This window comes from Idiomarina sp. Sol25 (assembly GCF_033052775.1).
Taxonomy (GTDB): domain Bacteria; phylum Pseudomonadota; class Gammaproteobacteria; order Enterobacterales; family Alteromonadaceae; genus Idiomarina.
In genome coordinates this window covers 172,233-195,464 of sequence record NZ_JAUPEW010000004.1, presented here as the reverse complement: position 1 = coordinate 195,464, position 23,232 = coordinate 172,233, and the positions used below count along the sequence as shown (strand labels likewise).

22 protein-coding genes are annotated in these 23,232 nt (G+C 47.5%); 3 read left to right on the top strand and 19 right to left on the bottom strand.

The genetic code is table 11. The features are described from left to right. Position 1 precedes the first annotated feature (1 nt). From Q5L94_RS08225 to Q5L94_RS08200, 6 genes are all read right to left on the bottom strand, one after another. Positions 2-1,117 (bottom strand): DegT/DnrJ/EryC1/StrS family aminotransferase, encoded by a 1,116-nt coding sequence (locus Q5L94_RS08225; protein WP_317497953.1) that lies wholly within the window; start codon positions 1,115-1,117, stop codon positions 2-4. A gap of 5 nt (positions 1,118-1,122) precedes the next feature. After that, entirely contained in the window at positions 1,123-1,992 is an 870-nt protein-coding gene (rfbA, locus tag Q5L94_RS08220; RefSeq protein ID WP_317497952.1) for a glucose-1-phosphate thymidylyltransferase RfbA, read from the bottom strand. Beyond that, positions 1,989-3,074: a dTDP-glucose 4,6-dehydratase gene (gene rfbB, locus Q5L94_RS08215; RefSeq protein ID WP_317497951.1), complete on the bottom strand. Its 1,086-nt coding sequence runs from the start codon at positions 3,072-3,074 to the stop codon at positions 1,989-1,991. Before rfbB ends, rfbA begins: the two co-directional genes overlap by 4 nt. Positions 3,075-3,144: 70 nt before the next feature. After that, the gene (locus tag Q5L94_RS08210) at positions 3,145-4,146 is read right to left on the bottom strand and encodes a Wzz/FepE/Etk N-terminal domain-containing protein (protein WP_317497950.1); all 1,002 of its coding nucleotides are present in this window, start codon (positions 4,144-4,146) and stop codon (positions 3,145-3,147) included. 32 nt (positions 4,147-4,178) lie between these two features. Next, positions 4,179-5,345 carry a nucleotide sugar dehydrogenase gene (locus Q5L94_RS08205; protein ID WP_317497949.1) on the bottom strand — a complete coding sequence of 389 codons (1,167 nt, stop codon included), beginning with the start codon at positions 5,343-5,345 and terminating at the stop codon, positions 4,179-4,181. 208 nt (positions 5,346-5,553) lie between these two features. Then, positions 5,554-7,041, bottom strand: coding sequence for a Fic family protein (locus Q5L94_RS08200; RefSeq protein WP_317497948.1), 1,488 nt, complete (start codon positions 7,039-7,041; stop codon positions 5,554-5,556). Positions 7,042-7,344: 303 nt separating this feature from the next. Between Q5L94_RS08200 and Q5L94_RS08195 the strand changes: the two genes are divergently transcribed. Then, positions 7,345-7,968, top strand: a complete 624-nt coding sequence (locus tag Q5L94_RS08195; RefSeq protein ID WP_317497947.1) for an ImmA/IrrE family metallo-endopeptidase — start codon at positions 7,345-7,347, stop codon at positions 7,966-7,968. 104 nt (positions 7,969-8,072) lie between these two features. On the opposite strand, the gene Q5L94_RS08190 is transcribed toward Q5L94_RS08195, so the two are convergent. Next, positions 8,073-8,972, bottom strand: a complete 900-nt coding sequence (locus Q5L94_RS08190; RefSeq protein WP_317497946.1) for a nucleotidyl transferase AbiEii/AbiGii toxin family protein — start codon at positions 8,970-8,972, stop codon at positions 8,073-8,075. Next, complete coding sequence (gene abiEi / locus Q5L94_RS08185; protein WP_317497945.1) at positions 8,959-9,540, bottom strand: type IV toxin-antitoxin system AbiEi family antitoxin; 582 nt, start codon at positions 9,538-9,540, stop codon at positions 8,959-8,961. Before abiEi ends, Q5L94_RS08190 begins: the two co-directional genes overlap by 14 nt. A gap of 204 nt (positions 9,541-9,744) precedes the next feature. Here abiEi and Q5L94_RS08180 point away from each other — a divergent pair, with 204 nt between their 5' ends. Beyond that, positions 9,745-11,175, top strand: a complete 1,431-nt coding sequence (locus Q5L94_RS08180) for an MBL fold metallo-hydrolase (RefSeq protein WP_317497944.1) — start codon at positions 9,745-9,747, stop codon at positions 11,173-11,175. Here Q5L94_RS08180 and Q5L94_RS08175 read toward each other — a convergent pair. From Q5L94_RS08175 to Q5L94_RS08150, 6 genes are all read right to left on the bottom strand, one after another. Further along, on the bottom strand, positions 11,149-11,601 hold the full coding sequence (locus Q5L94_RS08175; protein ID WP_317497943.1) for a hypothetical protein: 453 nt from the start codon (positions 11,599-11,601) through the stop codon (positions 11,149-11,151). The two genes, Q5L94_RS08180 and Q5L94_RS08175, sit on opposite strands and share 27 nt — an antisense overlap. A gap of 5 nt (positions 11,602-11,606) precedes the next feature. After that, positions 11,607-11,978 carry a type II toxin-antitoxin system HigB family toxin gene (locus tag Q5L94_RS08170; RefSeq protein WP_114981877.1) on the bottom strand — a complete coding sequence of 124 codons (372 nt, stop codon included), beginning with the start codon at positions 11,976-11,978 and terminating at the stop codon, positions 11,607-11,609. Between the two features lie 344 nt (positions 11,979-12,322). Next, positions 12,323-13,597, bottom strand: a complete 1,275-nt coding sequence (locus Q5L94_RS08165; protein WP_317497942.1) for a Fic family protein — start codon at positions 13,595-13,597, stop codon at positions 12,323-12,325. A gap of 206 nt (positions 13,598-13,803) precedes the next feature. Beyond that, on the bottom strand, positions 13,804-14,028 hold the full coding sequence (locus Q5L94_RS08160; RefSeq protein ID WP_243734908.1) for a hypothetical protein: 225 nt from the start codon (positions 14,026-14,028) through the stop codon (positions 13,804-13,806). Next, entirely contained in the window at positions 13,995-16,268 is a 2,274-nt protein-coding gene (locus tag Q5L94_RS08155) for a putative inorganic carbon transporter subunit DabA (protein ID WP_317497941.1), read from the bottom strand. The genes Q5L94_RS08160 and Q5L94_RS08155 overlap by 34 nt, the downstream gene beginning before the upstream one ends. Continuing rightward, complete coding sequence (locus Q5L94_RS08150; protein WP_317497940.1) at positions 16,265-17,590, bottom strand: NADH-quinone oxidoreductase subunit L; 1,326 nt, start codon at positions 17,588-17,590, stop codon at positions 16,265-16,267. The genes Q5L94_RS08155 and Q5L94_RS08150 overlap by 4 nt, the downstream gene beginning before the upstream one ends. Before the next feature lie 112 nt (positions 17,591-17,702). Between Q5L94_RS08150 and Q5L94_RS08145 the strand changes: the two genes are divergently transcribed. Beyond that, positions 17,703-18,569 (top strand): LysR family transcriptional regulator, encoded by an 867-nt coding sequence (locus tag Q5L94_RS08145; protein WP_153849870.1) that lies wholly within the window; start codon positions 17,703-17,705, stop codon positions 18,567-18,569. Positions 18,570-18,580: 11 nt separating this feature from the next. On the opposite strand, the gene ung is transcribed toward Q5L94_RS08145, so the two are convergent. The 5 genes from ung to Q5L94_RS08120 are packed head-to-tail and all read right to left on the bottom strand — an operon-like array spanning position 18,581 to position 23,186. After that, positions 18,581-19,231, bottom strand: coding sequence for a uracil-DNA glycosylase (gene ung, locus Q5L94_RS08140; RefSeq protein WP_317497939.1), 651 nt, complete (start codon positions 19,229-19,231; stop codon positions 18,581-18,583). Between the two features lie 27 nt (positions 19,232-19,258). Continuing rightward, on the bottom strand, positions 19,259-20,320 hold the full coding sequence (locus tag Q5L94_RS08135) for a polysialyltransferase family glycosyltransferase (RefSeq protein WP_317497938.1): 1,062 nt from the start codon (positions 20,318-20,320) through the stop codon (positions 19,259-19,261). Beyond that, positions 20,307-21,446 carry a UDP-N-acetylglucosamine 2-epimerase gene (neuC, locus tag Q5L94_RS08130; protein ID WP_317497937.1) on the bottom strand — a complete coding sequence of 380 codons (1,140 nt, stop codon included), beginning with the start codon at positions 21,444-21,446 and terminating at the stop codon, positions 20,307-20,309. The genes Q5L94_RS08135 and neuC overlap by 14 nt, the downstream gene beginning before the upstream one ends. Continuing rightward, positions 21,446-22,504: an N-acetylneuraminate synthase gene (gene neuB, locus Q5L94_RS08125; protein ID WP_317497936.1), complete on the bottom strand. Its 1,059-nt coding sequence runs from the start codon at positions 22,502-22,504 to the stop codon at positions 21,446-21,448. Before neuB ends, neuC begins: the two co-directional genes overlap by 1 nt. Then, complete coding sequence (locus tag Q5L94_RS08120) at positions 22,497-23,186, bottom strand: acylneuraminate cytidylyltransferase family protein (RefSeq protein ID WP_317497935.1); 690 nt, start codon at positions 23,184-23,186, stop codon at positions 22,497-22,499. Before Q5L94_RS08120 ends, neuB begins: the two co-directional genes overlap by 8 nt. Positions 23,187-23,232: the final 46 nt, after the last annotated feature.

Sequence of the window (23,232 nt, the reverse complement as noted above, 5' to 3'; positions counted from 1 at the left end):
CTTAGGAACTCTTAGCCAAATCAATAAGTTCTGAAATAACTCTATCTTGCTCTTTTTCTGTCAACGATGCGTATACTGGTAAACACAGCACTCGTTTTGAAATGCTGTTGGATATGCTGCACATTTCACTGCTTTCAAATTCCGGAACAGTATCTAAACTAGGATAAAAATATCGCCGTAGCTGAGTATTTTTTCTCTGCATTCCATTGAGGACGTCTAAGACTTTACGTTCACTTTTTAAGACTACTGGAAAGTAAGCTGCATTATTTGAAGTCTCATTATGATAACTCTGCAACTGAACTTCAGAGCTTAAGGAAACCATAACCGCTTCTTTATAACGCCTACAGACTTCACTTCTAGCCGAAAGATTTGACTTCAATTCATCCATAACACAGAGCCCCATAGCAGCTTGAAACTCATTCATTTTTGCGTTTATTCCAAGCTCTTCTATAGCATCTGGCCCGGTTATACCGAAATTGATCATTTTCTTCGCTGTTTCTAAGTCTTCTTTTCGCTTAAAAACAATGGCCCCACCCTCAATAGTATGGAACAGCTTAGTTGCGTGAAAACTTAAAATGGACGCATCGCCATACTTCAATAGGCTTTCACCTTTATAATTCACTCCAAAGGCGTGAGCCGCATCGTAAATGACTTTTAAATTGTTCTCTTTCGCTATCTCATCAATGGCTTCTACGTCACACGCATTACCAAACACGTGCACAGGTACAATAGCTTTAGTTTGAGGCGTTATTGCTTTTTCAATATTTTTAGGGTCCAAACACCATGTATCGGGGTGAATGTCGGCAAATACCGGTTCTACGCCTTCCCACTTAAGCGAGCTTGCTGTTGCTATAAAGGTAAAAGGAGTAGTTATAGCCTCAGGCTTCTCATCGCGGTTTGTGGTGCTAACCCCAAGAGCGCGATACGCAATTTGTAATGCCAGTGTTCCGTTAGAAACTAGTAGTAAGTTTTCAACACCAAGGTATTCTTCTAAACGCTTGGTGAGCTCTTGTACTAAAGGACCATTATTTGTAAGCCATTCACGCTCATAAATACCGTCTATGTATTTGTCGAGCTTTTCGCGGCTTGGTAGGTAGGGTTTGGTTACAGGTATCATAGTTATTACTTTTTAGGCTTAAGGCTGAGTAAATACTCGCCATAGCCATTTTTGCGCAAATCGTGGCCGGCTTGCTGCACGTGTTCCCAGCTCAGCCAGTTTTGTAGGTAGCCAATTTCTTCCAGGCAGGCAATTTTATAGCCCTGACGCTTTTCTATGGTTTCTACAAACTGAGCAGCCTCAAGTAAACTTTCATGTGTACCGGTATCAAGCCAAGCAAAGCCGCGGCCTAATAATTCAACATTTAAATCACCGCGCTCTAAATAGGCCTGGTTAATGCTGGTAATTTCAAGTTCGCCCCGGTCAGAGGGTTCTACTTGTTTAGCTATTTCGACAACGTCGTTGTCGTAAAAATACAGCCCAGTAACGGCATAGTTTGACTTTGGTTGTTCAGGCTTTTCTTCAATTGAAATGGCGCGTTTATTGTCGTCGAATTCAACCACCCCAAAACGTTCAGGGTCTTTCACCTGGTAGCCAAATACTGTTGCACCGGAAGTTTGGCTTGCTGAATGTTTAAGCTTAGGGCTGAATCCTTGACCATAAAAAATATTGTCGCCAAGCACCAAACACACGCTGTCATCACCAATAAATTCTTCACCAATAATAAAGGCCTGGGCTAGTCCATCGGGGCTTGGTTGTTCTTTGTAGCTAAGCTCTATGCCGAACTGTGAGCCGTCGCCTAGTAATTTCTCAAAATTAGGTAGGTCTTCTGGTGTGGAAATAATGAGTATTTCGCGAATACCTGCCAGCATTAGTACAGACAATGGGTAATAGATCATCGGTTTGTCATAAATTGGCAGTAACTGCTTCGACACACCTTTTGTTATTGGGTATAGCCGCGTGCCCGAGCCGCCCGCTAATACTATTCCTTTCATGCGCTTTCTCCTGCCTGAGAGTTTCCTAAACGCTCACGCTGATAGCTGCCGTCCTGCACTCGCTGACACCACTTTTGGTTGTCCAGGTACCATTGCACGGTCTTGCGTATACCTGACTCGAATGTTTCTTCTGGTACCCAGCCTAAATCATTCTTTATTTTAGTTGCATCAATGGCGTAGCGCATGTCATGCCCAGGGCGGTCTTCAACGTAGCTTATCAGCTCTTTGTATGAGCTATTACTTGGCACTAATTCATCGAGTATTTTGCAAATGATGGTCACTACGTCAATATTCTGCTTTTCGTTGTGGCCACCAATATTGTAGGTTTCACCCACTTTGCCTTGTGTTGCAACCTTTACGAGTGCCCGCGCATGGTCTTCTACGTACAGCCAGTCGCGTATTTGGTTTCCTTTACCGTAAACGGGTAAGGGTTTACCGTCTAGGGCATTTAAAATCATTAACGGAATCAATTTTTCAGGGAAGTGGTACGGACCGTAATTGTTTGAACAGTTGGTAATAACCGTTGGTAAACCGTAAGTTCGCTGCCAGGCTCTGACTAAGTGGTCGCTGCTGGCTTTTGATGCACTGTAGGGAGAGCTAGGCGCATAAGCCGTTGTTTCGGTAAAGAGTGGCAATTCACCTGTGTGAGAATCGGGGTGGGGTAAGTCACCGTATACTTCGTCGGTCGAAATATGGTGGAACTTAAATGTCTGCCGTTTAACTTCCGTTAGGCTTTTCCAGTATGCCTTTGCCTGCTCTAATAGCGTGTAAGTGCCAATAATGTTGGTTTGCATGAACTCGCCGGGGCCGTCAATGGAGCGGTCAACATGTGACTCCGCCGCTAAGTGCATGACGACATCGGGCTGGTGCTGTTCGAATACTCGCTTTATTTCGTTTGCGTCGCAAATATCGACTTGCTCGAAGGCATATCGATAACTGCTACTGACAGAAGCTAAGCTTTCTAAATTGCCTGCGTACGTCAGCTTATCGACGTTTACTACGCTGTGGTTTGTATCATTTATTAAATGTCGGATAACGGCTGAGCCTATAAAGCCGGCGCCGCCTGTTACTAATATTTTCATTGAGTTCATTTGAATATTTTGGCATCTCACCTGACGTGAAACGTCAGGTTACGTGTTGGGGGAATAAGCGTCAGGTTGCGTCTTTTTTGCTGTTACGCACTAAGTGGCGGATAAAAACAACTAATAACGACAAAAAGCCACCTAAGAAGGTGCCAATAATGCAGATTAACGCGCGTGAGGGCGCGTCTTTTTGTTCAGGAACTACGGCAGGGTCTAATACTTGAAAAATATACTCAGGCCGAACATTAGCCAGCATGACTGTTTGTATTTGTTTTTCAATAAGCTGATAAAACACCTGTTGCATGCTGCTTAAATTGGTTTCACCCAGCTCATTTTGCAGGTATTCCATGCTGCTTTGAGCTTCTTTAATGTCGCGCTGACGCATGTGGTTGTTAATGTCCTCAATAAGCCAGTCAGTCCAGCGATGAGCAATAACGGGGGACTGGTGATTTACAGCAACAATAATCAACCCTGGCGTTTCTTCATCTTTTTCAACTAATAGTATACTGTCTTGAAATACTTTGACGTACTCCCAACTGCTCGGCTTTGGCTGTTTGGGAGGCTCTACTTCTCTGACCCACTTATTAGTGTCAGCATTATATATTTCATCATCAAAAACGAGTTCACCACTTGGCTGGTGCCACTCCTTAACAGCCATAACCTCAGGCAAAATGTTATGCTTTTCCACAAAGTTTTTAATAAACTGGCGCGACTGCAGTATTTCCATAGCCATGGTTACTTTATCAACTTGCTGCTTACCCACGCTAATGCCCGCTAAGCTCGCCAAACCACCTATTTCTTCACCAAACCCTTGCCCTTGAGCCTCTTCCGTCGGCGCCAAAGTCGCTTCGGCTTTATAAATATTCGGCAAGCTTAATGAATAAATAACCGATGCCACGGCAAACACAAAGGTAATGGCAATAATCCACCATTTGCCGTCCCAGATAATGCCAAACAGCTCACGCAGATCGATTTCGTCGTCCTGCGGGTAAGGCTGTGCGTAAAAATTTGGCGGGTATTGGCCCGGGCCATAAGGTGCAGGATGGTTCTGTTTGTTATTCTCGTCAGTCATTGCGTTGTCTTATAGGTTAGTCGTTGTTATGGCTAATCGTTATTAAAAAGGTCGCGCGTATACACCTTAGCTTGCACGTCTTTTAAGTCGTCTGCCAGCCGGTTACTCAATATTAACTCCGACACGGCTTTAAATTCATTTAAGTCGTTTATTACTCTGGAGTTATAAAAGCGTTCGTCTTTTAGCTCTGGTTCATACACTACCACTTCTATGCCTTTGGCTTTAATGCGCTTCATAATGCCCTGAATGGCCGACGCCCGAAAGTTATCTGAGCCCGACTTCATAACCAAACGATACACGCCAACTACGCTGGGTTGTTTGGCAATAATTTGGTCGGCAATAAAGTCTTTGCGGGTACGGTTGGCGTCCACAATCGATTTAATCATGGTTTGCGGTACGTCGTCGTAATTGGCGAGAAGCTGCTTGGTGTCTTTTGGCAGGCAATAGCCGCCGTAACCAAAGCTGGGGTTGTTGTAATGCGAACCTATGCGAGGGTCTAAGCACACGCCTTCAATAATTTGTTTGGTGTCTAAACCGTGCACTTCTGCGTAGGTGTCTAGCTCATTAAAGTAGGCGACACGCATGGCTAAATAGGTATTGGCAAACAGCTTAATGGCTTCGGCTTCGGTGCTGTCGGTAAACAGAATTTCAATGTCTTGTTTTTCTGCGCCTTGCTTGAGCAGGTTAGCAAAGGTTTCAGCGCGCTCTGAACGTTCGCCGACAATAATGCGCGACGGATGCAGGTTGTCGTACAGGGCTTTGCCTTCGCGCAGGAACTCTGGCGAAAATAGAATGTTGTTGGTGCCGAACTTTTCTTTCAGTAACTGTGTATAACCCACCGGAATGGTCGACTTAATAACCATAACCGCATTAGGGTTCGCTGCCATTACCTGGCTTATAACGCTTTCAACGGTTTTGGTATTGAAGTAATTGGTTTGCGGGTCGTAGTCGGTGGGGGTGGCAATAACCACAAAGTCGGCGCTTTTGTATGCCGCGTGCGCGTCGGTGGTGGCGCTGAGGTCCAGGGGCTTTTCCTGTAAAAAAAGCTGGATTTCTTTGTCGACTATAGGTGACTGTTTTTTATTAATTTTTTCTACTTTTTCTTCGTCTATATCGACTGCGATAACCTGATTATTTTGCGCAAAGAGAACCGCATTCGATAAACCTACGTATCCTGTACCTGCTACTGCAATTTTCATTCGTTTTTAACCCTGACTGCAACGGTTGGGCACGCTACCGCCCATAGGCTGCGGTTCCCATAGACCGATGGTGCTGTTATTTTGTTGTTGTAATTGTGTTTCATTAAATTTAGATCAAGCGCGTATGATACCGCATGCAGCCCTTGCCCTACAAAGGCTTTGTTGCACCTTTTTGACGATATTTTGAGCGGTTGGTTCCTTTGGTTGGCTACGAGGCTGGCGGGGTAAACCGGTATTGACGAATCTGCCGGTTAAAGTCAGCGATGCCTTCATCCGGTAACAAGTGGGCTTTATGCGCTTCCAGCGTGTCTCTTGCTTCACCATAGTCCGCCCAGTCTATAGATGCGGTATAGCGTTGCAGTTGGTAAAACACTTTTACCAGGGTTTTAAAGTTTCCATCACGAGTGGCTTTTCTAAGCCCATTCAAATAACTGTCTCGATGCACTGTCGGTACTATCAGTTTGTATTCGCCTGCTGCGTGCAGCTCAGCATTCATCATTATACGTGACAGCCGGCCGTTACCGTCGTCAAATGGATGACATTCTGACACTAAAAATTGCAAGAATATGGCTCTGGCGAGCCCCTCAGGCACCGACTTATAAATGGCAAACGCCTGCGTTAGTGTGCCTACGACATCATCTGGGCTTACAAAAGTGCTGCTACCAGCTTTGTTTACTTTCGATTTAAATCGCCCGGGGTTTTTGTCTGGGCGCTCAAACAAAAATTCGAAGTGACGGCGCTGCAGGCTTTCAATTAGTTCGTCAGGTGTTTCGGGTGTAATGCTCATGCCTTGGTAGTCGACCACCTGGTCGTAGATAGATAAAACGTCATGACTGTCTGCATGTCGATTATTAATTTCACTGCGTTGGAAGACGATTTGTTCCGCCTCGTCAATCTCGAACTCTGTGCCTTCTATGTAATTTGAAAAATAACTTTCGAAAAAAGCGAGGTGATTCCAACCAGACTTATTGTATTCATAAGGTAATTTGGGTAACTGACAGCGCTTAAGGTAATTGGCCAGGTCTTTAAACAGTGCAATGCGATGCACGTCAAACGGTTCTTGCTTAGCACTAGCCAGGCCCACTTCGGTTTTTAATATCGATTCACCTGAATGGGTTGTCAACAAAGCGCTTATAATAGCATTTAATTTTTCAAACTCAGTTTCAAACCCCTGTTTATTGGCAAAAACTCGTGCTTGGTCGCGTATCTGATTCAAACTGCCTTCATTATTGGTTCGTTTAAGTTCAATACACAGGCGCTCCTCCACCCAACTTTGGCCCAGGCTCTTTTTTACTTTAGAGCGACTCACCGTTAAGTTTTCTAAATACTGACGAGCTGGTGCGGAGCGCTTCATTTCGGGCAAAAACGGTTCGACAAGGTCGCTGGTTGAGCCCGGCCAAATATAAATAGTTAAAATGGACGCAATATCGATGGTTCTGCGCGCCGCCACGGCATCAGCGACAAACACGGTGTTTTCTACTGGACGTAGCTCATGAGCCGTTCTATAAGCCGCTATAGCGTTAGGTAGCAAATAATTAACTATTTTGGCCCAGTCTCTTAGAACAAGATTCGTTAATTCTTCGTAACTAGCATCAGTATAAACTCCCCGATACAGGCGCTTTAGCTCGCCCTTTTTCTCCCGGCGAGTCAATTCGCGGCTTTGTTCTGTTGTTGTTGAGAAATACAATTCAGTCATAAAGCACCCGCTGCTTTTTAGTAGTAGACATAACTATAGCGCAAAATGATAAAAATTACATAACTATCACGTTAAAATGATTTTTTCACATAACTATAACGCTAAAAGTTGTAGACTGACGTTATTACGTCAGGAGCGATGCCAGAAACGACGGCGGCGTTGTATTATTACCCCGTTATGTTTTCTAGGTTTTAATGTTTTATCATTTATAGGTTTTAGTGCTCTTTTAGTTGCGGCTAATTAAAAATTGGTGCTGAATGGCACTTACACCAGAATTTTTAAAATTTGTGGGAAGAAGGAATAATGACTGCAACAGCATTTAAAAATACTGTTTTCTCTGTTCAGCAACTTGAGAATGTGCGCTCTGCCAATGATTTTCTTGAAAAATGCACGGGCAAACCTGTTGCCGACCTGGAACTTCCTATTGATGTCGATTCCTTAGTCAAATCAATCGCTGGTGTTCGCTTTAGCAACGAGCTCGATTTTGAGAATTTGACAAAGTCTGGCTTTGTCAAAGTTGAAAGAGATGACTTCGGGCAGGTTCATTCTATTCATATTTGGGTAAACCCGACTGAGCCACCAGTAAGACAACGTTTTACTCTTGCTCATGAGCTTGGACACCTTGTGTACGATGTATACCCACATATTGATGATAGTAATTACGACGAAGTTATAACCGACAGTATTGTCACGCTTAACCGTGATGAAACAAGTACTTACCGAGAAATGCGCGCTAACCGCTTCGCAGCTCAACTGTTAATGCCTGCTGTATTAATTAAGCAGGAAGTTGATAGGTTACGTGAAGTTTTAAAAAAAGAAGAACGCAAAATTACAACTGAACAACTACTCGATCTGTTCAGTAGTAAGTTTGATGTATCTCGCGATGCTATGAAGTACCGCCTGCAAAACCTCGGGTATTTGAAGTAATCCAATACACCTTTTGTCCGATATGGATGTTATTCAGCACGGCACGTTTGGCGGTGGTTGAACTGGGTATATCGCACCTGACACAAGTGTCAGGCTACGCTTACTCACATCTTAAATTTTGGCGAACCACTACTTTGCGCTCGTAATAGCTGGTCGCCCATTCGGATCACGGTATCGGCAAGATAGTCGACAAAGCCATCCTGCTCAATACTATTAGCGACCGTTGATGAGTGTAGAAAGCGTCGCATTTCCTGCTCAAAATCACCTGAAGCCATATAAGATGGTAGTTCTTTTAGCCGCCCGGAAAGCGCTTCAAAACCGGTAGTTTGATGATAGTCCTGAAACTTGGTTCGAACTAACTCCGCATCTACCTGTACATTACGCTGATTTAACCAAGCGATGTCCCAAACGTCGCGTGCTTTAATAGCGCGGCGCAGGGCTAGCGCAACAAATTTATCAGCGGCAATTTCTTCTAGAGTTTCACAATTGAGAAGAATACTTACGTAGGCATCCGGAACACTAGGATAGGTTTTTACAAGCGGCCTTAGAACTTGCGTATGGGCAACAACTGTTGCAATTTCTAATTTAACTTTCTGCCATGGCAGGCTTTTCTTTTCAGGTTCGGTTTCAATAGATATTTTCCAACGGCCCACCTGAATAGCTTCTCTATCCGATAGTTTATCGTAATTGGGTTCAGTAACATTGACTCTTAGGTTGTGCCTTTGCGACAGGTCTTCATGTAAGCAATCGCGAAGATGGGCTAGCTGATCAAAGTCGAAATTCGCGCCACCCACAAAGTCCAAATCTTCCGATAGTCTATTCGAGCCATACATCATTCGCAGACAGGTACCACCTTGAAAGGTCAATTGTTTAAGAAAACCGTGCTTTGCCATTGAAGCTAATACTTCATAATGGAGAAGCTCTTTTTCAACTGTTGTCGTAAGGCCCGCTAACTCAGGCGAATCAGCACAAATTTTTTGCGCCAGAGATTTAATATTCATCATCACTCCCTTGTGCGCACTGCATTGTAACCGCCTCGTTTAAGGCATCCTGGTCAACCAATTCAAGGTTCCGTCCTACATTTTTCAAATCTAAGTACGCTCTCCTTATCGTCGCTTCTCTCAATGGATAATCATCTAATGGATACGTTTCATTAGTGATAGCCATTGGGTCACGCTTAGTGTGTGTAAGCTCAAGCGTTCCAAGGGGAGTTTTGAATGTTCCATTCCGCCCCGTTGTCATTACCGTGGCGTAATCAAACATCTGCTGACTAATAACGCTATATTTACTGAGTACAGATTCCAAACTGAGGTAATTAAGGCTTGATGGTCGCACCAAATGCGGTAGGTGTAAAATACTCGTCGAGTGGTAATAGTGGCTTTCAGGAAAAGCCCATACTCCCCGACAAACCTTTTGAAGCACGCCCTTTTTTACAAGGTAATTTAGACGTACTTTTAACGCATCGTTTGAGTATTCCGGCATTAACATCCTGAATTGTGGCATTGATACAAGCGCGTGGCGTGTATGTTTCTGCAACGCATGTAACTTACTTTTCAACTGATGTGTGCTCATAGGTGCGCATTAGGTTAACAAATTTGATAACCTAATGTATATTAAATAAAAGGGTGGGTCTACCGTTAGTTATCAAAAAAGATAACCAACTGTAAACTTAAAAACCTCGGTTATTTGAAGTAGTCCAATATCACCCATTTATCCGATAGCGCTTTTCCGTCTGTTTGTGTAATCTTGTTGTTTTAAGCAAGACAGAACCAACACATGGACGTTATACACCACGGCGCGTTTGAAGGGGTTACGGGCTCTTGCCACGAGCTATTTTTAGACAGTGACCACTCACTGTTAGTTGACTGCGGGCTGTTTCAGGGCGCTGAAACCTCAGGCACGGGTGCGGACGCCGGCTCACAGGAAATTGATTTTGGTATAAGCCAGGTACAGGCATTGGTGGTCACTCACTGCCATATTGATCATGTTGGTCGTTTACCCTGGTTATTAATTGCGGGCTTCACCGGCCCCATATTCTGCACCAAAGCCACCGCGCTGTTGCTACCGCTGGTCATTGAGGACGCCTTAAAGGTCGGCTTAACCCGTAACGCAAAGATTATTGATGCGGTTATTGCCCGCCTGCGGCGCCAGCTGAGTCCTTTTGCTTATGATAACTGGTTTGAATTACCCGCCGAGTTTGCTGCCGAGCATTTTAAACTCCGCTTTCGTCAGGCCGGACATATACTTGGGTCGTCTTATGTTGAAATTGAAAATGTGAACACTCACTACCGCGTGGTGTTCTCGGGTGACTTAGGTTGTAAAAACACACCACTGCTGCCCGACCCAACGCCGTTAGAACGCGCCGACTTTCTGTTGCTGGAAAGTACCTATGGCGACAAAAACCATGAGTCCCGCGCTGATCGCTCTCAGCGGTTAAAGGCGGTGGTTGAGCGTTGTGTGGAGAACAAAGGTGTTATTTTAATTCCGGCTTTTAGTATTGGCCGTACTCAGGAACTGCTATACGAACTGGAAGACATTATTCACCAGGCGCGTGAGCTGGAGGCTGAAACCGGAGTAGCTGACCCGGTATGGCATAAAATGACGGTTATTCTGGACTCACCGCTTGCTGCACAGTTCACAAAACAATACCGGGCTATGAAAAACTTATGGGACGAGGACGCTCACAAACGTTTGGATGACGGCCGCCACCCGCTGAATTTTGACCGCCTGCTGACGGTTGATGAGCACAGCGAACACGAACGCATTCTGAACCTTCTGCAGAGCAGCGGTGACCCTTGCATTGTTATAGCTGCCAGCGGTATGTGTACCGGCGGGCGCATGTTTAACTACTTAAAAGCCTTGTTGCCCGACCCACGCACTGATGTGTTGTTTGTCGGGTATCAGGCGGCGGGTACGCCGGGGCGTGATATTCAGCAGTATGGTCCGGGCGGCGGTTATGTTGAGCTTGACCACGAACGTGTCTGGATTAAAGCGGGCATTTATACCCTAGGCGGCTACTCCGCCCACGCCGACCAGCAAGAGCTGCTGGACTTTATTGACGCCACCGAAGAGCCGGTTAAGCGCATACGCTTAATTCATGGCGAAACCGATGCGCGACAGGCGCTGGCAGCCAAAATCCGCGAGCGTTATGGATTGAATGTACATGACGTGGTGGACATATCAGTCCACAAAATAGTCCACGGGTAGGTTAAAAAATGTGGATAAGCCTTTGGCTTGCTTTAAATTAACGTTACGTTTTCCGTTTAAAATTTCGCTGATAACGCTTTGTGGAGCCACGTTCTTAAGGTCTTTCTGCTTCACGGACTTTGAGTCCATAAGCAAACGCAAACGCTCCGCCACAGAAACTTTGGGCATATCCATTTGCTTTTCAAACTCTTCAATGCGATCAGCTATAGAGTTAGCAAAGACTAAAACAAGGTCATTATCGTGCGTGGCGAGATCCGTTAAATAGTCCATAACCTCAGCACGTTCGAGGACTTCGCCTTCTGACTCTATTGGCATAGAAGTATAACGAAAAAGCTCGTCTGCACTACCTGCAAATTTCATTGCTGTTGCACTCAGTGCGGAAGCAACTTGCCCAAGCGCTAAAATATCATCCTGTTGAGCATTCATAACAGCTACCTCTTTAATTTGCCCTGGTGTACATTTTGTTTACACCATTTATCGTATTTCGCGTGCGAAAAAACGCCTCTGATAAACAATATGTCATGACCCAGTTTTGCAAGTATCCGGCAATCAGTACCGTGAACATCGAAAACATACAAATCAAACACTGAACCATAATCGCCATGCTCGTTCTTAAGCCGTTTCCCGGCAATACGATCTGTGTTCCAACCTGAAGCATCTAACCATGCTTTTTTAATCTCTTGATAAGAATTAGCGTTAAGCTGCTTCTGGTCAAAAACCTGACACCATAAATCTAAGCCTATCTGCCATTGCGGGTAGGCGAGCATGGCATCTTTTATTCGCTTTTTAGTAATAATTCGCAATGTGTATCCTTACACTTAAAATAATATCGCATTTTGCGATATTTGGCAATATCCGTTATTTGAGGCGAAATAGGTATATTAGTTTTGATTCCGTTTGTGTCAAATTAAGGGGTTTGAGTAGCCTTTTGCTCATAAACCATTTTGCTCGCGCAACTCGCCGACAATATCATCGTTGATATAAACGACAAGACGGCGCTCTTCGATTATGAGTTCACTCATTGCCGGTTAGCTCTTGTAGCTTTTGTTGTTGCCGCACCACTTTCGCTACTTTTCCAATGACCTTTGTGTTTTTCGCCTCTAACAACATAACAGCTCCTAATTCACGCAATAGAGTGAATTTAAAGCTACAGCCGTTCGGCAAGATCAGCGGGCGCAATGTAACGCATGGCTTTGCCTTTGCTGGCTTTACCCACCAATAGCAAGTCTCGCTTGGCGAGGTCGTTTAAATAGGTCCGTGCGGTATTCTCATTACATCCAAGGTTGTTTGCCACGGTTTTCACGGTGAATACCCGCCCCGGGTTCTTCACCGCTTCTTTTAATATGTCCAGTTGCCCCCTTTTTAGAGCTTTGGCAACAGAGCTTTTTTCAACCCAATTCATGAACTCGAATATTTCTTTTTGTTTACGCTCTATGTAGTCGCGCAAGGCGTCAACAGCTTTCACCACAATGCCGACCTGATGATACAGAAAGTACGTTAGGTCATTATCGTCAGTTTCGGTGTATAAAAACGCCTGATCATAGTCGGTACGTTTTTCCTGAATCAGTTTACTAATGGACACATACTCGAACAGCCAATAGCCCGACTTCAGCATAAACCAATAAAACAAAGCTCTTGCAGTACGTCCGTTGCCATCGCCAAACGGGTGAATATAGGCCACCATAAAGTGCAGAATGATAGCTTTGACTAAAGGATGAATGAAGTTATCCGAGTTAAGTTGTCCGTGCTCTTCATTGGCAAACTGACACAGCTTTTCCATACGTTCCTGTAGGCTACTCGCTTTCGGCGGCACATGCGCTACGTCGTTATATTGGTCGCGTATATCAATATCGTCACTCGTTCTGAACTCACCCGGAACCGCGTCATTATCGATAGCATTATGGGTCGCTATCTCATGTAACTCCAAAATGAGAGGAATGTTTAATTCATCACTCTTCAGACTGACCGCCCGCTTCATTAAACGGTAGTTATTGGCGATCATTTGTTCGGATTTGTTCTGTGGCTGACGCTCCGATTCAAGCATCTCTTTCGCAACTTTGCGCGTTGTCGACGCTCCTTCCAGTTGCGAAGACGTAATAGCCTCTTCCATCAATAAACTTTGGACTAAATAGGCATTCTTTTCCTGCTTTCCGAAGAAAGGATGATCGGAAACGCTTTGCGAACCTCCGGTCAGCTTATCAATATAATGGAGTTTTGCCTGTAAAGAGTCGGGGATACAGGCTTTAAAGCAAGATGCGTCATTGATAATGCATAACTCTGACAAATTGCGACTCACATTGGTTCTGGCAATTTTGGTTGCTAACCATGCGAGCTCTGCGTTATCGCTTTTTTTAACCCGCCACTTGAATTTGTCCCACGGTAAGTACTCACCTTTCGAGTTGGTGATACTATAAGTTTTCATTGCTTTAAAAACCGCCTCAGGTGGAAATTCCGAAAATAGTTTTTCCATAGAAAGTGGTACTCTAACCCTTGCCATTATTGTTATCCAAAGCAAACAATTGAATTTAAATATAGTAAAAAAACAAAGAAAACACAAATTTTAAAATTTACGTTTTAATATACTCCATAGATAAGTCGCATTAGTGATAGGATCGACATATCAGGCTACTACCACTCAACAACAACGGGTTGTTCAAGGTAGGGGTTGTGGTGGGTGCGCAGGCTTTCTTTGGCGGCTTCTTCGGAGTTCAGCCCGTGGTCGATGCTGCCGTCGTTGTAGCGCAGGGCGAAGGGCTGGTTAAACGGCCGCGAGCGCACGCAGTCATAAAAGGCTTTCAGGGTACGGCAGGTTGTCGCTGTCATTTTGCTGTTACTGGTGTTGTCACTGGACATAGTTCACCTCGCGCGTTCAGTCGATGCAGATTGATCCACTGTTGTTCAAAGAGTTCGTTAAAAGCGACAGCCCTGGCCAGCGCCCGCTGAATGGTGGCTTCGTCGGCTTCGACAATAACCTGCAGCCGCATGGGCCTGTGCACAAAGTCGCTACCGTTATGCACTGACTGCCAGGCCAGCCCCTGTCGCAAGTCTCCGCCGTTGCCTTCAAAAACACCGATGTCGTTGGCTACCCGGTTATGTAGCAGCTTGTTGCCGCTACCCAGCTGTTTTGGCTCGGTTACTGAGCAGTAGTACTGCCAGTTTATCCAGTTAGCAACCAAGCCCGGCGCACTCATGAGCTGAGCCAGAAGTTCGCCATTGGGGTCGTTTTTACTGTTGTAGTCGTGCAGAAAGTTACTGCCGATGGTTTCAGCAGAGGTTAGCCGCTCAGCCTGTCCGAAAAATAAAACGTTATTGTCAGCCAGCCCCCATTCCGGACGTAGTTCTGCCCAGTGGCCGGAGCGTGTTTTGCGGTCTTTTGCTGACTCGCCGCTGGTCTGGGTTAGCTTCTCAGTTGCTGCGCGGAACACCTGTTTGACGCTGTCCGGCACGGTATTAGATAGCCAGATAACCTCGTCGGTGACGGTTTCGTGCATCGCAGAATGGAACTGGGTAGCATCGGGAATAGCGACGCCCCGCTCGCGCAAATGCTCACGAATATCCTGATTGTTAAGCAGCCGCACTAACACCCGCGCGCTTAACGCACCGGTTTGCCCGCCGCAGGCGCCGCAGTTAAGACCGGCGCGCTGGGCGTTGTTGCTGTGATGCGAGCCATGCCCGACCAGCACAATATGCTTCGCAAATTGAGTAAACTGCATTCCCGCCAGTGCCTGCTGGCATATATTTACCAGCGACTCCATTGACGCCTCGCCGTTGTGCTCACAAATGCTGCCGTCGGCAATGTACGCATTGTTAGCCGTAGCCAGTTGTCCGGGCACACCAGTGAGTAAGGACTTCAGTTTACTTAAGCCCAGCGCCTCAACACCGCTGAACATGGAGACCGGCGCATTGAACATATTGCTTAATAAGGAACCAACCGATTGCTTACGCGTTGGTGCTTTAATGTAGTACGCCGGTTGCAGTAACCCCGGTACATGAGGAACATCGCGACCTTTGCGCTGAATGGCCAGCGGCACGCCAAAGAATCCGGCAAAGCCTTTGCTTTGTACTACGCTGCCCAGGCTTTTTCCGGCCTGTTCAAGCGCGCGACGATAACGCTCTGAGCGCACATCGATACAGAACACCGCTTGTAAATGTGGCGTGTCGTTCTCTTCGGCCGTGTCGGGGTTAAACTGCAACCTGTTTAGCTGCGAGCGTTCGTAAGCCGCCTGCCACTGCCACAATAAGCTGTTGTGCTGCTCAATATGAGCCACCTGCCCTTCACAATTTTCAATTTGTGCGCTTAAGGCTTGTTGCAGTTGCTGGTAAACCTTAGTATTGGTGCGCTCGGCCAGTTGCCACAGAATATATTCCCAGGCCAGCCGAATGCACAGCAACTCGAATACCCACTGGCTGTCCTGGCGGGCGTCCTGATAGGCAAAAGCGGCGGCCCAGCCCCATAAGTCACTGATAAGCGCCTGGCTGTAACAGCGCAGAGCGTAATCTGACGCGTTACTTAAAAAGTTGTCATGGCACACCTGAATAAGCGTGTTCGGGTCGTCCGGCAATTGCGCGAATAACTCGGTGAGTTCGGCCTCGTCCATTAAGGTTTCAATACCGCGATCGGCACGCGAAATAGCCAGCCAATGCTGATACAACGAACTGTCTTTACCGGCCTGCTGAAAACGGGTTGGAAACTGCATAAATAAGCCACAGGTTTGGCTAATTTGCAGCACCACTTCGTCGTTCCAGCGCATTTTGCGGCGACGGCGCGTGTATTTGTCCACCAACTGACTGAGGTTACGCCATTGCGGCAACTGCGCTTTTAGCAGGGAGCGCTGCTCCAGCTCGTTTACCATGTTATTGGTGACCAGCGCGGCGTCTATTCGGTTTTGCTGCCATTGCTGCCAGTAAAATTCCGGGCTCATGAGCAAACGTGTACCGGCGCTGTAACGCCAATGCGCGGCAACTCCGGCTACCGGCTGCCGGCGGTAATGCCAGAAGGGGTTAACCGCTATCCACTGAGACAACGGCCATTGTGGCGCAATGGCTTTACTCACCTGCTCGGCAATAGTCGCTAAACGATTCGCTGTGCTCATGAGTGTTTCTCCTGCTGAATGCGACCCTGCCGCTGGTAATAGTGAATGGGGTGACTGGGCCAGAGCCACAGCACTAGCCGCGTTAACCATTCGTCGAGATACAGCCCGGCGTTCAAGGTAATAAACCAGCGCTGGCTAAGCCGGTGCGACGGCGTGTGATGCACCAGCCAGTAAGTAAAGGCGAAGGCGTTGAACATAAGGGTTACGGCAGGCTCCAGCCAGACACTACTGAACGGTGGTTGCGGCTCAATAACCTGATGCGCCAACGCACCCAGAAAAAGGTAAACTACGACAGTTAATGCCGACACCGCTATTCGCAGCAGCTTCTGATGCAGGTTCATCCATAAGGTGGTGAGCGCCATAGCCAGTAACGCCGACGGAAGCCATTTGGGGTTGCCCAGAAACCACCAGCAGGCGGCGGCAATAATGCCCTGAAACGCGATAAAGACAATGCCAATACGCCAAAGTGACCGGGCCTTAGGCTGCTTTATTATTGCCACCTCGCTTACCGACAAAAACGCATGGGCTTTATACACCGAGTGCGCCACCAAGTGCAGTAGGGCTAAGTCGTAATAACCCAGACCAATTTCCAGCAGCATAAGCCCCATTTGCGCGCTGGTGGACCAGGCTAAGCGCACTTTTATGCTAATGCGGGTGGCCATAATAAGCGCGGCAAAGCAGCACGACGCCGCCGACACCAGACACAACAGCCACACTGCCGGCGCGCTGTTGCTCCATAGCGGTACGGTTGCCAGCAACAAAAAGCCGCCCAGGTTGATAATGCCGGCATGCAACAAAGCAGAAACCGGGGTCGGCGCTTCAACCACCTGAATGAGCCAGCCATGCAAGGGTAGCTGGGCGCATTTAATGAGCGCCGCCATAACCAGGCACAGCGCGGCAATGTGCTGAGAAAGGTGCGTGGGGGTAGTGCCGAACTGCTGCAAAGCCGTGTCCAGCTGCAGACTGCCGGTTGCTAAATACATAATGATAAACGCCGTGCCCAGAAAGGTTTCGGAGCAGCGTGCCAGAATGAATTTTTTGTGGGCTGCCAGTACGGCGCGGTCGCGTTCGGGGTAGAACATAAGCAAGCTGTGCAACTGCAGGCTTATTGCCATCCAGGCGGCGAAAAACACAATAAGGTTATTGCTGACAATAAGAATGAAGACCGCCAGCAGGCAGCCAACCAGCTTGGTGACGAATGCGCGGCGGCGCGGGTCCAGCCGGAAGTTTCTGAAGGCGTAGCGCGTAACAACCCACGCTAATACTGCAACCAGCACCAGTAAAACCGGTCGTATACCCGATATTGTCAACCATTCCGCCATGAATGCGCCTCGCGTGTCTTGTTTGGAGCAATTATGGGTGCTGGCTTGATGTTAAGTAAAATAGATATAAACTATAAGTTCATTCGTTTTAAGTGAACGGTTAGTGAGCCCTATGAATTATAAACACCTTTATTACTTTTGGCACGTGGCAGAAAACGGGCATTTAACCCAAACCGCACAGAAGCTTCATGTGTCGCAGTCGGCGTTGTCGGCGCAAATAAAGCAATTGGAAGAGTGGCTGGGTACGCCACTGTTTGAGCGCACAGGCCGTAAGTTAGTACTGACTCAGGCCGGGTACATTGCGCGCCAGTATGCAGACCGAATTTTTCACGAAGGTGAGAACCTAGTTAACCAGCTAAAACAAGGCATGGACGGCAGTGATTTGGTTGTGCGTATTGGTCATGCCTCGACCATGTCGCGTAACTTTGTGGAAGCCTTTATTCATGAGTTGATACACCAGCAGGATGTTCAGTACCGGCTGCATTCAATGACACCAGACCAGTTATTTAATGAGCTGGCGGATCATCAAATTGATATTGCGCTGGCCAATACCAGTGTGCGCGGCAGCGACAAGCAATTATGGCAGAGCCGTTTACTGGCGCGGCAGCCGGTGTCTGTTATTGGCCCGCCCGGGCGTGACATTGAGCAGTTAACCGATGTGGCTTTACGTAATAATAACTGGGTGTTACCGCCGGAGAATATGCCGTTGCGGGCGGCATTCGATATGCTCAGTGCGGAATACAACTGGCAACCGCGGGTGCTGGCCGAAGCCGACGATATGGCGATGCTGCGGCTGTTAGCCAGGGATACCGGCGCGCTGGCGGTGATTCCGGACGTTGTGGTACGGGACGAGCTGACCAGCGGGCAGTTGAAACGCTATTTAACCCTGCCCAATGTGTTCGAACATTTTTACGCCATAACCCTGAAGCGCCCGTTCGAACACCCCATGGTCGCCAAGCTGCTGCAGCGGTTTGTGTAATGTTACGTGAGCTATACCCACCGAATGGGCTGGCGGCCGTGTTGCTGCAAATAATCGTTGGTTTTGCGGAAATGGTTGGCGTCGAAAAATCCGCGATGTGCTGATAGCGGCGATGGGTGCGGTGCGGTCAGTATGCAGTGTTTATTGCCGTCAATAAGCGGTATTTTCTTTTGTGCGTGCGCCCCCCAGAGCAAAAACACCACATGATCGGTTGCCGCTGACACCTTACTTATAACGGTATCGGTAAAGGTTTCCCAGCCCCAGCTGGCATGACTGTGCGCATTGCCCTGTTCTACCGTAAGTACCGTATTCAGCAACAACACACCCTGCTCCGCCCAGCTGGTTAAATCGCCATGCTGCGGTAAGACGGTGTCGGGGTAGTCTATAGCTATGGCTTTAAACATATTGCGCAGCGACGGCGGAAACTTTACGCCTTCGGGTACCGAAAAACTTAAACCATGCGCCTGACCGGGGCCGTGGTATGGGTCCTGCCCCAGAATAACCACTTTAATATTTTCCGGGTCGGTCAGCTTAAGCGCGTTGAAGACGTCTTCTTTGGGCGGGTACACCACGGTTTCCTGCCGCGCCTGCTCTACGCGCTGCCACAGCTGCTGAAAATAAGGCTTCTGCTTTTCTTCGGCTAAAAGAGAGCTCCAGGGCATGGTCTTATTCCTTTGTTTTGTGTCAGGCTACAATTCCTGATAACTCATCTGTTTTACGTCGACTTCGCTTAATAATTTAGCCAGTGGTGCTGAAAAATGTTCGGGTGTTTTTTGCTCTAGCTTCACGGCCATAACATTCTGTTTGTTGCTCAACCAACGGATAGTAAACAAGGTTGAGCTAACGTCACCAACATAAGTACAGGACTCGGGAAACTGCGGCAGCAGCAACTCAAACCCTACCCGGTTGTCAATATGCACCAACTCCGGATGCTTCTGCTTAAAGTGTTCAATATAATTTGAGCGCGGATGAGCTTTTAACGCAATACGGCTTTTCTCGGTTTTGCGGCTGAAAATATCCACCATTCTGTCGAGGTGTTCATTTACGTCTTTATAGAAGGAATCACCCGTTAATATAATAACGTAATCGACATTCTTTAACGGCTCTATGTCGATATCTGCCAACGCCAGCAAGCTCTTGTTAAACTCATCGAACTCGGGCAGCTTAAACGCCGCTTTTGAAATAGGCTCAACGTTCTTGTTCCGCAAAACTGGGTGTATCAGCTCCGGGAAGGTAGCGTGAATGGTTGATATCCACTTAGACGTACCTATTATTTGCGGGCTGCTCCACCACATGCCGTAAGCCAGCTTCTTCAATAAAGGGTCGACGTAGTTGTGCACGAAGCTGTGCATGTGCCGGTGGCCCAGATAGGTTTGGGTTCCTTCATCCAGATAATGGCCTTCAGCACTGTTTTTACCCCGGTTCGCCAGATGCATGGTGTATTGAAACTCGACACTACGATCGGAGCCGGTATAAACCCGTGACGGAGGCATTTCTTCAACCAGATCGGCCAGCCTTTTCAGCCGTGCTTTACGCTTACTGAGCTTACTTTTTATGTGCGCATCGCTAAAGCTAATAACCGTCTCAAAAATAGAGCTGTTTTCCAGCGCCTGGGTAAATAGCAGACGATTGCTTTCAAGGTAATAATCAATAACCGCAACGTTAATGTCGTCTTTATGACTCAAAGCCGTGGTGACACTGAACAGCAGGTGCAGCGGCGATGAAATAAAATAGTAATTAACTTTTTTCACGTTTGTCCCAGTCTACAAAAACTTTTTGCTTAGAGATTGCCCAGAACGCTTCCGAGCGCAAAGTACTGATAAAACCCTCGGCGCTATTGCCCTCACCAAATTCTGACGATGGCTCAAAGCGTTTGGTTTTAAAGGTTTTTATGGCCTCTAAAATGGCCGGCGTCTGTTCTTCCACATTTAAGATAGACCCGGCTGTAGCCCGGCTTTGCTGTCTGCTGCCCAGGTTAATGGTGGGTATGCCGTAAAACGGCGCTTCGCGAACACCCGCGCTTGAATTACCGATGATCATATTGGCGTTTTTCAGCAGCACCAAAAAGTACTCGAACCGAATACTGGGGTAAATGCGAAAGCGAGGATGGTTCTCGCAGCGCTTTAACTCCGCCAGAATGGTGTCGGTGCCGTGGTCGTTATTGGGGTAGACCACCACAAAGTTTTCATCACTTTCCAGCATGGCATCAACGGTCGACTTGATGTTCGACTCCAGCGACTCAAGCTCGGTGGTCACAGGATGGTACATAAACACCGAATAGTCTTTAAACGCAATGTCGTACTTTTCTTTTACCGTGTCCAACGACGGCAAATTCGGTGAATTCATCACATCGAGATCTGGCGAGCCAATGGTAAAAATGGACGACTTAGCCTCGCCCAACTGCACCAGTCGCTCCTGCGCTTCGCTGTTGGACACGAAGTGCGTGTGCGCCATTTTGGATATGGAATGACGGATAAGCTCGTCAATGGTGCCCGACACCTCGCCGCCTTCAATATGGGCAACCAGAATGTTGTTCAGGCTGCCCACAATAGCGCCAGCCATGGCCTCTACCCGGTCGCCGTGAACCACAATAACGTCCGGGTTATTCTCGTGAACGTAGTCCGACAAACCAGTAATGGTTTTCGCCAGAACCACGTCCATGGTGTCGTTTTTGGTCTGGTTAATGTACTTATAGCTGGAGGCTATTTTCAGGCGCTCGACTTCTATGGAAGTCATGCCGTAGCGGGACATCATGTGCATGCCAGTAATAAACAGCTGAACTTCAAATTCATCCGCTTTATCGGTGACTTCAATTAAACTTTTCAGTTTGCCAAAGTCGGCACGGGTACCGGTTACGAAAAGCACCTTTTTTTTCATTACTGAACATCCTCAGAGCGCAGCTGAACATCGTTTTCAATTTCTTGAGCGGCGGTTTTACCCATTAAGTTTTCGTAGTCGTCCGCCAGGAACTGGCCGGTTCCCGGACGCTTAACCCATAAATTGTCCTGGCTAAAGGTTTCGCCTTTTTTAATGGGCTTAATGGTGACTACACTGGCGTAGGCAAAGTCGATGGTCACCTGCTCTTCAGCTACCGCGCCTTTCTGGCCGCCACGCATGGCTTTCATGCGCTTTGACTCCTGAATGAGCGAACGGCACTCTTCGGTGTCCATAGAGCAGTTAATGTCGGGCCCAGTACGCTGTTTGTGGTCGGTAAAGTGACGCTCCAGAATAGAGGCACCAACGGCTACCGCACCCAGGCAGGCGAGGTTATCGATGCTGTGGTCAGACAAACCGACAACGGCGTCGTCAAAGGCGTCCTGCAACTGGTTCATGGCGCCTAAACGGATCAGGTTGTCCGGCGTTGGGTATACGTTAGTGCAATGCAACAGCGCATACTGCACGCCGTGCTTACGGAAAATATCAACGGCTTTAGCAATAGACGGAATGTCGTTCATGCCGGTGCTGAGAATAATGGGCTTTTTGTACGACGCCACAAGCTCCAGTAACGGATAGTTGTTACATTCGCCAGAGCCAATTTTATAGCCTTCAACACCCATGCGCTCTAGACGCTCAGCGGCGGCGCGGGAAAACGGGGTGCTAATAAATATTGCGCCTTTGCTTTCGACGTATTCTTTCAGCTTGGTTTCGTCTTCTTCGTTCAGCGCGCAACGTTCCATAATTTCGTAGATAGACACATCGGCATTACCCGGAATGACTTTTTTCGCGTCGGCACTCATTTCGTCTTCAACCACATGAGTCTGGTGCTTAATAATTTCAGCGCCCGCAGAGACTGCCGCGTCGACCATTTCATAAGCGGTTTCCAGGCTGCCTTCGTGGTTAATGCCTATTTCAGCGACCACAACCGGGTCGTGGTCGTAACCAATTTCGCGCGAGCCAATTTTCATTACTGGGTGTTTTTCCGGGGTGTTAGCCATGTTGTGTTTTCTCCATAATCTGTTCGGCAAGTTGCAGGTCACTTGCTCTGTCAATGTCGACAGACGCCTCTTCGCTCATAATATAAGGGTAGACATTTTGGCGCGGAATACCGTCGCCAGCTTCGAAGGCTGCTGTACTGAATATATAAATGGCGCCGTTGGGATGAACGGTACGGGGAAGATCCTGGCGGCGCATGTAAGGCGCGTCCAGGTTCAAAAGGCCCGATAAAGACCCATCTGAATTCAGTTTGTATGCTTTTGCGGCAGAATGTGCCGGTTCAATAACACTTAAAACACAGCTGGCGTTACTGGCCGAAAAAATTCGGTAAGCTTCGTCAATATGCTGTGCCGATCTTAACGGCGACGTGGGTTGCAGCAGCGTAACGCTGGTTACATTAAGCGGCTGCTCTTTTAAGTAATGAATAGCGTGTGCAATAACCGGTTCGCTGCTGGTGTCGTCCTGTGCCAGCTTTGCCGGGCGCGGAATAACCTTGGCTCCGGCCTGCTTGCTGATATCGGCAATAGCCTGGTCTTCTGTCGACACGTAAACAGCGTCAACCGACGCCGCCTTTTGTGCAGCCAGTATGGTCCAGACAATAAGCGGCTTACCGTTAAGTAACGCGATATTTTTCCCGGGCAGCCCTTTCGAGCCACCGCGGGCGGTTATCAATGCAACATTCATTCGTTTTATTGACCTGACGACTTAAAAATATCGCGTAGTTTATCAC

Bases quoted from the DNA above. Each gene is read 5' to 3' on its own strand.
- Q5L94_RS08160 (WP_243734908.1), bottom strand. From the start codon at position 14,028: ATGTCCAGTGACAACACCAGTAACAGCAAAATGACAGCGACAACCTGC.
- Q5L94_RS08165 (WP_317497942.1), bottom strand. From the start codon at position 13,597: ATGAAAACTTATAGTATCACCAACTCGAAAGGTGAGTACTTACCGTGG.
- Q5L94_RS08155 (WP_317497941.1), bottom strand. From the start codon at position 16,268: ATGAGCACAGCGAATCGTTTAGCGACTATTGCCGAGCAGGTGAGTAAA.
- neuB (WP_317497936.1), bottom strand. From the start codon at position 22,504: ATGGCTAACACCCCGGAAAAACACCCAGTAATGAAAATTGGCTCGCGC.
- ung (WP_317497939.1), bottom strand. From the start codon at position 19,231: ATGCCCTGGAGCTCTCTTTTAGCCGAAGAAAAGCAGAAGCCTTATTTT.
- neuC (WP_317497937.1), bottom strand. From the start codon at position 21,446: ATGAAAAAAAAGGTGCTTTTCGTAACCGGTACCCGTGCCGACTTTGGC.
- abiEi (WP_317497945.1), bottom strand. From the start codon at position 9,540: ATGAGCACACATCAGTTGAAAAGTAAGTTACATGCGTTGCAGAAACAT.
- Q5L94_RS08120 (WP_317497935.1), bottom strand. From the start codon at position 23,186: ATGAATGTTGCATTGATAACCGCCCGCGGTGGCTCGAAAGGGCTGCCC.
- Q5L94_RS08210 (WP_317497950.1), bottom strand. From the start codon at position 4,146: ATGACTGACGAGAATAACAAACAGAACCATCCTGCACCTTATGGCCCG.
- Q5L94_RS08175 (WP_317497943.1), bottom strand. From the start codon at position 11,601: ATGAATGCTCAACAGGATGATATTTTAGCGCTTGGGCAAGTTGCTTCC.
- Q5L94_RS08150 (WP_317497940.1), bottom strand. From the start codon at position 17,590: ATGGCGGAATGGTTGACAATATCGGGTATACGACCGGTTTTACTGGTG.
- rfbA (WP_317497952.1), bottom strand. From the start codon at position 1,992: ATGAAAGGAATAGTATTAGCGGGCGGCTCGGGCACGCGGCTATACCCA.
- Q5L94_RS08200 (WP_317497948.1), bottom strand. From the start codon at position 7,041: ATGACTGAATTGTATTTCTCAACAACAACAGAACAAAGCCGCGAATTG.
- Q5L94_RS08190 (WP_317497946.1), bottom strand. From the start codon at position 8,972: ATGATGAATATTAAATCTCTGGCGCAAAAAATTTGTGCTGATTCGCCT.
- Q5L94_RS08225 (WP_317497953.1), bottom strand. From the start codon at position 1,117: ATGATACCTGTAACCAAACCCTACCTACCAAGCCGCGAAAAGCTCGAC.
- Q5L94_RS08180 (WP_317497944.1), top strand. From the start codon at position 9,745: ATGGACGTTATACACCACGGCGCGTTTGAAGGGGTTACGGGCTCTTGC.
- Q5L94_RS08205 (WP_317497949.1), bottom strand. From the start codon at position 5,345: ATGAAAATTGCAGTAGCAGGTACAGGATACGTAGGTTTATCGAATGCG.
- Q5L94_RS08195 (WP_317497947.1), top strand. From the start codon at position 7,345: ATGACTGCAACAGCATTTAAAAATACTGTTTTCTCTGTTCAGCAACTT.
- rfbB (WP_317497951.1), bottom strand. From the start codon at position 3,074: ATGAAAATATTAGTAACAGGCGGCGCCGGCTTTATAGGCTCAGCCGTT.
- Q5L94_RS08145 (WP_153849870.1), top strand. From the start codon at position 17,703: ATGAATTATAAACACCTTTATTACTTTTGGCACGTGGCAGAAAACGGG.